Source organism: Paracidovorax sp. (genome assembly GCF_057642795.1).
In genome coordinates this window covers 535,625-545,370 of the sequence record NZ_JBXYZY010000021.1, presented here as the reverse complement: position 1 = coordinate 545,370, position 9,746 = coordinate 535,625, and the positions used below count along the sequence as shown (strand labels likewise).

Annotated in this window: 9 protein-coding genes and 2 riboswitches; of the genes, 4 read left to right on the top strand and 5 right to left on the bottom strand. The window is 69.0% G+C overall.

Annotated elements, in window-relative coordinates:
* Positions 1-382 (top strand): DDE-type integrase/transposase/recombinase (locus tag AC3A84_RS09350; RefSeq protein WP_487969304.1); only part of this gene is annotated, 382 nt, incomplete at its 5' end.
* Between the two features lie 319 nt (positions 383-701).
* Here AC3A84_RS09350 and gcvP read toward each other — a convergent pair.
* The 3 genes from gcvP to gcvT all read right to left on the bottom strand — a co-directional run bounded on the left by gcvP (position 702) and on the right by gcvT (position 5,364).
* Positions 702-3,593, bottom strand: a complete 2,892-nt coding sequence (gene gcvP, locus AC3A84_RS09345) for an aminomethyl-transferring glycine dehydrogenase (RefSeq protein WP_487969303.1) — start codon at positions 3,591-3,593, stop codon at positions 702-704.
* 80 nt (positions 3,594-3,673) lie between these two features.
* Positions 3,674-4,048 (bottom strand): glycine cleavage system protein GcvH, encoded by a 375-nt coding sequence (gene gcvH, locus AC3A84_RS09340; protein ID WP_092940065.1) that lies wholly within the window; start codon positions 4,046-4,048, stop codon positions 3,674-3,676.
* A 173-nt stretch (positions 4,049-4,221) separates the two neighbouring features.
* A complete protein-coding gene (gene gcvT, locus AC3A84_RS09335; RefSeq protein ID WP_487969302.1) occupies positions 4,222-5,364 on the bottom strand; it encodes a glycine cleavage system aminomethyltransferase GcvT in 1,143 nt (380 codons plus the stop codon).
* 66 nt (positions 5,365-5,430) lie between these two features.
* A riboswitch (glycine riboswitch) is annotated at positions 5,431-5,570 on the bottom strand.
* A gap of 16 nt (positions 5,571-5,586) precedes the next feature.
* Positions 5,587-5,686: riboswitch (glycine riboswitch) on the bottom strand.
* A 203-nt stretch (positions 5,687-5,889) separates the two neighbouring features.
* On the opposite strand from gcvT, the gene AC3A84_RS09330 reads away from it, so the two are divergent.
* The 3 genes from AC3A84_RS09330 (at position 5,890) to AC3A84_RS09320 (ending at position 7,922) form a co-directional block, all read left to right on the top strand.
* Positions 5,890-6,468, top strand: a complete 579-nt coding sequence (locus AC3A84_RS09330) for a DUF3455 domain-containing protein (RefSeq protein WP_487969301.1) — start codon at positions 5,890-5,892, stop codon at positions 6,466-6,468.
* Positions 6,469-6,585: 117 nt separating this feature from the next.
* Positions 6,586-7,152 (top strand): sigma-70 family RNA polymerase sigma factor, encoded by a 567-nt coding sequence (locus tag AC3A84_RS09325; RefSeq protein WP_092940068.1) that lies wholly within the window; start codon positions 6,586-6,588, stop codon positions 7,150-7,152.
* Entirely contained in the window at positions 7,149-7,922 is a 774-nt protein-coding gene (locus AC3A84_RS09320; RefSeq protein WP_487969300.1) for an anti-sigma factor, read from the top strand. Before AC3A84_RS09325 ends, AC3A84_RS09320 begins: the two co-directional genes overlap by 4 nt.
* 92 nt (positions 7,923-8,014) lie before the next feature.
* Here AC3A84_RS09320 and AC3A84_RS09315 read toward each other — a convergent pair whose 3' ends face one another.
* Positions 8,015-8,809: an ABC transporter ATP-binding protein gene (locus AC3A84_RS09315; protein WP_487969299.1), complete on the bottom strand. Its 795-nt coding sequence runs from the start codon at positions 8,807-8,809 to the stop codon at positions 8,015-8,017.
* A 13-nt stretch (positions 8,810-8,822) separates the two neighbouring features.
* The gene (locus AC3A84_RS09310; RefSeq protein ID WP_487969298.1) at positions 8,823-9,710 is read right to left on the bottom strand and encodes an ABC transporter permease; all 888 of its coding nucleotides are present in this window, start codon (positions 9,708-9,710) and stop codon (positions 8,823-8,825) included.
* Positions 9,711-9,746: the final 36 nt, after the last annotated feature.

The following is a 9,746-nucleotide window of genomic DNA, read 5'->3' as shown; positions in this document are numbered from 1 at the left end:
CATCGATACCAGCCTGGTGCTTGACGCGCTGATGATGGCCTTGTGGCGCCGTCAGCCTAAGAAGCCGGTCACGGTGCATTCGGACCAGGGCAGCCAATTCACCGGTCACGAATGGCAAGACTTCCTGCGCGACCACAACCTGGTCAGCAGCATGAGCCGTCGCGGTAACTGCCATGACAACGCCGTGGCCGAGAGCTTCTTCCAACTGCTCAAGCGCGAACGCATCCGCCGCCAGACCTACCCGACCCGCGATGACGCGAGAGCCGATGTCTTTAATTACATCGAAATGTTTTACAACCCCAAGCGCCGTCACGGCACTGCCGGTGATACTTCGCCGGCGGAGTTCGAGAGACGCCATTCCCAACGGCTCAAAAGTGTCTAGGGAATCCGGGGCGATTCAGTCTGCAGTCTGCTAAACAAAGATTTTTTCGCTGCACCAGACGTCAAGCAGCGGGATTCCCCGTTTAGGCAAACCTAAAAATTTCCGGATGGCGAAGCAGCCTCAGGGGGCATTGCACCCGAAATGTATCGCGGATGGATACCTGCTTTCACTACTCATACCGGGAATCACAGCAGGCTTGTCCTTCAAGGCCCGACAGACATCCGCATCCGGCCCCCAAAAGCACAAAGGCCTGGTCACCCAGGCCTTTGTCTTTCAGATCGCAGCGCCCGCCAAGGCGCCGCATGCTGCGGCGGCAGTCTTACGAAGCCAACTCGCTCACCGGCACGCAACTGCAGAACAGATTCCGGTCGCCATACACGTTATCCACCCGCCCCACGGGCGACCAGTACTTGGCCTGGCGCAATGCAGTCACGGGGAAGGCCGCGGTTTCGCGGCTGTAGACGCGGCCCCAATCCGCGCCCAGCAGGCTTTCCGCCGTGTGCGGGGCGTTCTTGAGCGGGTTGTCGTTCTGCGGCCAGGTGCCGGATTCGATCTGGCGGATCTCTTCGCGGATGGCGATCATGGCGTCGATGAAGCGGTCCAGCTCGGCCAGGGTTTCGCTCTCCGTCGGTTCCACCATCAGCGTGTTGGGCACGGGGAAGGACAGCGTGGGCGCGTGGAAGCCGTAGTCGATGAGGCGCTTTGCCACGTCTTCGGCCATGACGCCGCTGGTTTCCTTGAAAGCCCGCAGGTCCAGGATGCATTCGTGCGCCACGTGACCGTTGGCGCTCGCGTACAGCGTGGGGTAGTGGTCCTTCAGGCGCGCGCTGATGTAGTTGGCGCTGAGGATGGCGGTTTCGGTCGCGGCCTGGAGGCCGTCGGCGCCCATCATGCGGATGTACATCCAGCTGATGGGCAGCACGGCGGCGTTGCCCAGGGGCGCGGCGCTGACGGCACCGTTGCCGCCGGGCACGCCGGCCGTGGCATGGCCGGGCAGGTAGGGCACGAGGTCTTCGACCACGCAGACCGGGCCGACGCCCGGGCCGCCGCCGCCGTGGGGGATGCAGAAGGTCTTGTGCAGGTTGAGGTGGCTCACGTCGCCGCCGAATTCGCCGGGCGCGGCCACGCCGACCAGGGCGTTCATGTTGGCGCCGTCCACATACACGCGGCCGCCGTGCGCGTGGACGAGCTGGCAGAGTTCCTTGACCTGCGTCTCGAACACGCCGTGGGTGCTGGGGTAGGTGATCATCACGCAGGCGAGCTTGTCGGCGTGCTGTTCGCACTTGGCCTTGAGGTCGGCCAGGTCCACGTTGCCGCTGGCGTCGCAGGCCGTGACCACCACCTGCATGCCGGCCATCTGGGCGCTGGCGGGGTTGGTGCCGTGGGCGCTGCTGGGGATCAGGCAGATGTTGCGGTGGCCCTGGCCGCGCGCCCGGTGCCAGCCGCGGATGGCGAGCAGGCCGGCGTATTCGCCCTGGCTGCCGGCGTTGGGCTGCAGGCTGATGCCGGCGTAGCCCGTGGCCTGGCACAGCCAGGCGCGCAGCTGCTCGTCCAGCTCGGCATAGCCCTGCAGCTGGTCGGCGGGCGCGAAGGGGTGGACGTGCGCGAATTCGGGCCAGGTGATGGGGATCATCTCGCTGGTCGCGTTGAGCTTCATGGTGCAGGAGCCCAGCGGGATCATGCTGCGGTCCAGCGCCAGATCCTTGTCGGAGAGCTGGCGGATGTAGCGCAGCATGCCGGTTTCGCTATGGTGCGTGTTGAACACCGGGTGCGTGAGGAAGGCGCTGCTGCGCTGCAGGGCGGCAGGGATCAGCGCGGCCACGCCGGATTCGGCGTAGTCGGCGAAGGTGGGCAGGGTCTGGCCGTCCTTCGCGAAGATCTTCCAGAGCAGTTCGACGTCAGCGCGGGTGGTGGTCTCGTCCAGCGAGATGCAGAGGTATTCCTTGAAATAGATCCGCAGATTGGCGCCCATGGAGACTGCGCGGGCAGCTATCGTTTCCGTAGCGGTGCCGGTGTGCAGCGAGAGCGTGTCGAAGGTCGGGTGCTCGCGCAGCGGCGCGCCCAGGGCCTTGAGGCCCTGCGCCAGGATGGCGGTGTAGGCGGCCACGCGGCGGGCGATGCGCGTCAGGCCTTCGGGGCCGTGATAGACGGCGTACATGCTGGCGATGACGGCCGGCAGCACCTGGGCCGTGCAGATGTTGGAGGTGGCCTTCTCGCGGCGGATGTGCTGCTCGCGGGTCTGCAGCGCCAGGCGGTAGGCGGGCTTGCCGTGCACGTCCACGCTCACGCCCACCAGGCGGCCGGGCAGGCTGCGCTTGTATTCGTCGCGGCAGGCCATGAAGGCGGCGTGGGGGCCTCCGGCGCCCATGGGCATGCCGAAGCGCTGGGTGGTGCCCACGACGATGTCGGCGCCCCATTCGCCGGGCGGGGTGATGAGGGTCAGGGCCAGCAGGTCGGCCGCGGCGATGAAGGCTGCGCCACGGGCGTGGGCCTTCTCGGCATCGGCCGCCAGGTCGTCGATGCGGCCGCTGGTGGCGGGGTACTGGGCCAGCACGGCGAAATAGTCGCCGTCCAGCGCGTCGTTCCATTCGGCCAGCGAGTTGGCCAGCACCACCTCGATGCCCAGGGGCTCGGCACGGGTCTGAATCACCTCGATGGTCTGCGGGTGCGCGTCGCCCGCGACGATGAAGCGGTTGCTCTTGGACTTGACCGAGCGCTTGGCCAGCGTCATGGCTTCGGCGGCGGCGGTGGCCTCGTCGAGCATGGAGGCGTTGGCGATCGGCATGGCCGTCAAATCGCACACCATGGTCTGGAAGTTGACCAGCGCCTCCATGCGGCCCTGGCTGATCTCGGCCTGGTAGGGCGTGTAGGCGGTGTACCAGGCGGGGTTCTCCAGGATGTTGCGCAGGATCACGCCGGGCGTGTGCGTGCCGTAGTAGCCCTGGCCGATGAAGCTTTTCAGCAGCTGGTTCTTGCCCGCGAACGCCTTCAGCTCGGCCAAGGCGCCGGCTTCGGTCGTGGCGGCGGGCAGGTCCATGGGCTGGCTGCGGGCGATGGAGCGGGGCACGATGCCGTCGATGAGCGCGCGGCGCGAGGCCTCGCCGATCACGGAGAGCATGTGGGCTTCGTCCGCCGCATCGATGCCGATGTGGCGGGGCTGGAATTCGGTGGCGTTCTCCAGGGCGGAGAGCGGAGGCAGGGCGGTGGTCATCGGCGGCGTTCGGTCGGGGCGTGGCGGGGAGGGCCGCCGCACCCGGCGGCGGCCGGGGGGGCGCAGCGGCAGCGGCGGGGTCAGGCGTTCTGGGCGAACGCGGCGTAGGTGGTTTCGTCCATCAGGCCGTCCAGCTGGGCGGCGTCGGAAACGCGCACCTTGAAGAACCAGCCGGCGCCCAGCGGGTCGCTGTTGGCGAGCGACGGGTCGGCACGCAGGGCCTCGTTCACTTCGACGATCTCGCCCGACACGGGCATGTACACGTCGGCCGCGGCCTTGACGGACTCGACCACGCCGGCCACTTCGCCTTGCTCAAAGGTCTTGCCGACTTCGGGCAGGTCCACGAACACCACGTCGCCCAGCGCGTCCTGCGCATGCTGGGTGATACCGACGATGGCGGCGTCCGCCTGGGCCGTGTCGATCCACTCGTGGTCTTTGGAAAACTTGACGCTCATGGGGAAACTCCAGAAAAAAGAGGAAGGAAGACGATGTTTGAAACGATGGCGCCGATGCCAGCAGCGACTGTAGCCGTCCGGCAGCGGGGCGCGGGCCTCATGAAGGGCGGCCCGCGCGACCCGGCGCAGCGCAGAGGCGGTGCAGGCGGCCGCCGGCCGGAGCCGGCCGCGCTTCAGCCGCGGTAGTAGCGTGCGGGGGTGAAGGGCATGGCCGCCACTTCCATCGGCACGGCCTTGCCGCGCACGATGGCGTTCACCCGCGTGCCCAGCGCCGCGAAGGCCGGCGTCACGTAGCCCATGGCGACGGGCCGGTCCACGGTGGGGCCCAGCAGGCCGCTGGTGACTTCGCCGATGCGCTGGCCGTCCGGCGACTGCAGTTCGGTGTGCTCGCGCACCGGCACGCGCTCCAGCGCCACCAGGCCCACGCGCTTGCGCGTGAGCAGGGCCGGGTCGTCGATCTGGGCGAGCACCTTGTCGGCGCCGGGAAAGCCGCCGGCGCGGGCGCCGCCCGTGCGGCGCACCTTCTGGATGGCCCAGTTCAGCGCGGCTTCGGGCGGGGTGGTGGTGGTGTCGATGTCGTTGCCGTAGAGGCACAGGCCCGCCTCCAGCCGCAGCGAGTTGCGCGCGCCCAGGCCGATGGGTTGGACCTCGGGCTGGGCCAGCAGGGCGCGGGCCAGCGTCTCCGCCTGCGCGGCGGGCACGGAGATCTCGAAGCCGTCTTCGCCCGTGTAGCCGCTGCGGGTCACGTAGCAGTCGCAGCCGGCGATGGAGGCGGCCGTGCCGGTCATGAAGACCAGGGACAGCACTTCGGGCGCCAGGCGGCCGAGCGCGGCGGCCGCCTGCGGGCCTTGCAGCGCCAGCAGGGCCTGGTCGGGCAGGGGCTGCACTTGGCAGAGGTGGCCGATGCGTTCCTGGATGTGGGCGATGTCGCCGACCTTGCAGGCGCCGTTTACGATGACGAAGAGGTCGTCGCCCCGGTTCACGAACATCAGGTCGTCGATGATGCCGCCCGCGTCGTTGAGCAGCAGGCCGTAGCGCTGGCGGCCGATGCCCAGGCCCTGCACGTCCACCGGGATCAGCGTTTCGAAGGCGGCTGCGGCATCGGGGCCCGACAGGCACAGCTGGCCCATGTGCGAGACGTCGAAGAGGCCTGCGGCGGTGCGCGTGTGGTGGTGCTCGGCCATCAGGCCGGCGGGGTACTGCACGGGCATGGAATAGCCCGCGAAGGGCACCATGCGCGCGCCCAGTTCCAGGTGCAATGCGTTGAGCGGGGTGGTCAGCAGCGGGGCGGCAGACGCGGGGGCGGACGAGGACATGGCGGCAATCTCCACAGGGGCGAACAGTGACGCGGCCGGCCCCGGTGAGGAGGCTTTGGCCGCTGCATGTGCCCCGCTGTCCGCTTTACCTGAGAGATTCACCGTGCCGGGCGGCCGTCAATGCGGCTGCGGGGCGGGGTTTGCTCCTTCGGTGGGCCGCTCTGCCTGCAATGCGCGCGCGGCGGCCTCTCTCCAGCAAGGGAAACGCCCGCATCCCTGCGGGCGCTCCTGTCAGTCCTTTTGCCTGAGCGTTCGGGCGGTTGGTGCCCTGCGCCTTCGGCGGCTGCCGCGTGGCGCGGCAACTCTCTCCTGACGAGTGGGCGGAGTATAGCGGCGCGAACGCGTGGCCAAGAGCCGGTGGGCGATCCTCGTGAAATTGTCGATAGGCCCGTTGAAGCAATTTGTTGCATTTGGTGCTGCATCCAAATGCCGGCCTCGTGGGTAGAGCCTGGGCAGACCCGTGAAAAGCACAGGCTGCCATCGATTCCATCCACTGTTGTTTCACCCGATTCCAAGGAGCACCCCATGCGCAACATCCGCCTCTCCCGTATCGCCACCCTGGCCGGTACCGTGTCCGCCGCTGCCCTGCTGGCCGCCTGCGGCTCGATGTCGTCGTCGCCGTCCTCCGGCATGGCCTTCTCGCAGGCCAGCCTGCCCGCGTCCATCCAGGTGCCGGCCGGCAACAAGGTGGCCTGGGAGACCGTGGGCAAGGGCGACATCACCTACGAATGCAAGGACAAGGCCGGCATGCCCGGCCAGGTGGAATGGACCTTCGCAGGCCCGGATGCCAAGCTGATGGACCGCAGCGGCAAGCAGGTCGGCAAGTACTACGGCCCGCCCGCCACCTGGGAGGCGAACGACGGCTCCAAGCTGACGGCGACCCAGCTGGCCGTGGCGCCTTCCACCGCCGGCGCGCTGCCCTACCAGCTGGTCAAGGCCAACCCTGCCATGGGTAGCGGCGCGCTGACCGGCGTCACCTACATCCAGCGCGTAAACCTCACGGGCGGCGTGGCCCCGGCCAACATGGCTTGCACCATGGCCAACAAGGGCCAGAAGACCACCGTGCCCTACCAGGCCGACTACATCTTCTACAAGGCGGCCTGACCGGAATCGCTGCGCTGGGCAGCATCGGCCGCCCCAGGCGTGCAAGGGGAAGGGCGGCCGGGCCTGCGGCATGCACTACGATGCCGCAGATCCCTCCACCACCCTCCCAGCCCGCCCTTGAACGCTGCAGCCGACCCTTTCGACTACGACGCCGCCCTGGGGGCTTGCGCCCGGGGTGACCACCAGGCCCTGCAGCGCATCTACGAGCGCGAAGGCCGCTACCTGCTGGGCGTGGCCCTGCGCATCGTGCGCGAGCGCGCCCAGGCCGAGGATGTGCTGCACGACGCCTTTCTCAGCATCTGGCAGCGCGCGGGCAGTTTCGACGCCGCGCGCGGCGCGGGCCGGGGCTGGATCTACAGCGTGGTGCGCCACGCGGCGCTGAACGTGGTGCGCGGCAGCGGACGCGACGTGCGCCTGGACGAAGAAGCCGTGGAGGCCATCGACGACCAGGCCGCGCTGCAGAACTACCGCAGCCGCATCGACCCCTATGAACTCGGTGCCGACCTGGGCCGGCTCGATACCTGCCTGGGCCGCCTGGAGCCGGCGCGGCGCGATTGCATCGTGCTGGCCTACGTGGAAGGCTGCTCGCATGGCGAGATCGCCGAGCGCACGCAGACGCCGCTGGGCACCGTGAAGGCCTGGATTCAGCGCGGCATGCGCGCGCTGCGGGAGTGCATGGCATGACGAGCCGATCGACACCGGATTTTTCCGACCCTTCCAATCCTGAGGATCTCGACGCCCTGGCCGGCGCCTATGTGCTGGGCACGTTGCCCATCGCGGGCCGCCGCTCGGTCGAAGCGCGCCTGCCGCACGACGCGGCACTGCGCGCGGCGGTCGAAGCCTGGGAAGAGCGCCTGCATCCGCTGGTGGCGCTCGCGCCCGCCGTGGAGCCATCGCCCGCGCTCTGGCCGCGCATCGAGCGCAGCGTGGGCGGGGCCGGTGCGGCAGCTGCCCGCCGTCCGCGTGCCGCAGCCGCGGCGCCCTCGGCCCTCAGCGCGTGGTGGAACGACCTGCGCCTCTGGCGCGGGCTGGCCGCAGGCGGATTTGCCGCTGCGGCCGTGCTGGCGACGGTGCTGGTCGCCGGGCCGGGCTTGCTTGGCACGCCCGCCGGGCCGCAATACATGGTGGTGCTGGTGGCGCCGGGCGGCACGTCGCCCGGCTGGGTGGTGCAGGCCTCTTCGCGCTCGGGCCAGCTGCAGCTCAAGCCCCTGGCCGACACGCCCGTGCCGCCGGGCAAGTCGCTGCAGTTCTGGACCAAGGCCGACCAGTGGCAGGGGCCGAAATCGCTGGGCCTGGTGCGGCCGGGCGAGCCAGTGCAGGTGCCGATCGACCGCCTGCCGCCGCTGGAGGCGAACCAGCTCTTCGAGCTGACGCTGGAGCCCGAGGCCGGCTCACCCATCGACCGGCCCACCGGGCCGATCGTGTTCATCGGGCGGGCCGTGAAGATGATCTGACGGCGCTCTGGTTTCGATAGCTGCCTGCGCAGGCAGCGCGGGCGCCAGGGCCGGACTTCCCCGGGGCCCTGGCACCCCTGTCGCGTGCGCCTTCAGCCCAGCAGCAGCGCGTCGTCCGCCAGTTTTTCGCCGCGCACCTTCTCGAACATCTGCAGCAGGTCGGGCACGTCCAGGCGGCTGCGTTCCTCGCCGGCCACATCGAGCACCACCTGGCCCTGGTGCAGCATCACCGTGCGCTGGCCCACGTCCAGCGCCTGGCGCATGCTGTGCGTGACCATCATGGTGGTGAGCTGGTTCTCGGCCACGATGCGGGCGGTGAGCTGCAGCACGAAGTCGGCCGTGCGCGGGTCGAGCGCGGCGGTGTGCTCGTCCAGCAGCAGGATGCGCGAGGGCTGCAGCGCCGCCATCAGCAGGCTGACGGCCTGGCGCTGGCCGCCCGAGAGCAGGCCGATGCGGTCGGTCAGGCGGTTCTCCAGACCCAGGCCCAGTGTGGCGAGGCGTTCGCGGAAGGTCTCGCGCTGCTGCGTCTTCACCGCGCCGCGCAGGCCGCGCAGCGTGCCGCGCTGCTGGGCGAGGGCCATGTTCTCTTCGATGGTCAGGTCCTCGCAGGTGCCGGCCATCGGGTCCTGGAAGACGCGCGCCACGCGCTTTGCGCGCGCCCAGACGGGCTGGCGGGTCACGTCTTCGCCGTCGATGGCGATGCGGCCCGTGTCCACCGACAGGTCGCCCGAGATGGCGTTCAGGAAGGTGGATTTGCCGGCCCCGTTGGAGCCGATGACGGTGACGAACTGCCCGGCCGGGATGTCCAGCGACATGCCGCGCAGCGCGCGCGTCTCGATGGGCGTGCCGGGGTTGAAGGTGATGTGCAGGTCTTGTGCGCTCAGCATGATGTGATCCCTTTCAGCGCTGCTTCGAGGCCAGCTTGCGCTTGATCTGCGGAATGACGAGCGCCACCGTCACCAGCACGGCCGTGACCAGGTTCAGGTCCTGCGCCTTCAGGCCGATGAAGTCGCTGTTGAGCGCCAGCGCGATGAAGAAGCGATAGACGATGGCGCCGATGATGACGGCAAGCGTCGCCCACACCAGCCGGCGCGAGGGCAGGATGCTCTCGCCCACGATCACGGCGGCCAGGCCGATCACGATGGTGCCGATGCCCATGGAGATGTCCGCGCCACCCTGCGTCTGTGCGAAGAGGGCGCCGGCCAGGGCGACGAGCGCGTTCGACACGGCCATGCCCAGCAGCACCATGGCGCCGGTGTTCACGCCCTGGGCGCGGGCCATGCGGGCGTTGGAGCCGGTGGCGCGGATGGCCAGGCCCCGCTCGGTGGCGAAGAACCAGTCCATGGCGAGCTTGGCGATGATCACGATCACCAGCAGCAGGGCGGGGCGGGCGACGTAGTCGGCCATGCCCTCGGGCTGCAGCAGGGTGAAGAGCGTCGGGTCGTTGATGAGCGGCACGTTGGGGCCGCCCATGATGCGCAGGTTGATCGAATACAGCGCGATCATCATCAGGATGCTGGCCAGCAGATCCATGATCTTGAGCTTGACGTTGAGCCAGCCGGTGATGAGGCCCGCGCCCGCGCCCGCCGCCGTGGCCGCGAGCGTGGCGACGTAGGGGTTGGTGCCCGTGGAGATGAGCACTGCGCAGACCGCACCGCCCAGCGGGAAGCTGCCGTCCACCGTCAGGTCGGGAAAGCGCAGCAGCCGGAACGAGATGAAGACGCCCAGCGCGACCAGACTGAAGATCAGCCCGATCTCGACGGCGCCGAGCAGGGAGAAGAGGGACATGGCAGAGGGCCTTGCAAAAGCAAAGCAGGAGCCGAA

Bases quoted from the DNA above. Each gene is read 5' to 3' on its own strand.
- AC3A84_RS09310 (WP_487969298.1), bottom strand. From the start codon at position 9,710: ATGTCCCTCTTCTCCCTGCTCGGCGCCGTCGAGATCGGGCTGATCTTC.
- gcvP (WP_487969303.1), bottom strand. From the start codon at position 3,593: ATGACCACCGCCCTGCCTCCGCTCTCCGCCCTGGAGAACGCCACCGAA.
- gcvH (WP_092940065.1), bottom strand. From the start codon at position 4,048: ATGAGCGTCAAGTTTTCCAAAGACCACGAGTGGATCGACACGGCCCAG.
- gcvT (WP_487969302.1), bottom strand. From the start codon at position 5,364: ATGTCCTCGTCCGCCCCCGCGTCTGCCGCCCCGCTGCTGACCACCCCG.
- AC3A84_RS09315 (WP_487969299.1), bottom strand. From the start codon at position 8,809: ATGCTGAGCGCACAAGACCTGCACATCACCTTCAACCCCGGCACGCCC.
- AC3A84_RS09330 (WP_487969301.1), top strand. From the start codon at position 5,890: ATGCGCAACATCCGCCTCTCCCGTATCGCCACCCTGGCCGGTACCGTG.
- AC3A84_RS09320 (WP_487969300.1), top strand. From the start codon at position 7,149: ATGACGAGCCGATCGACACCGGATTTTTCCGACCCTTCCAATCCTGAG.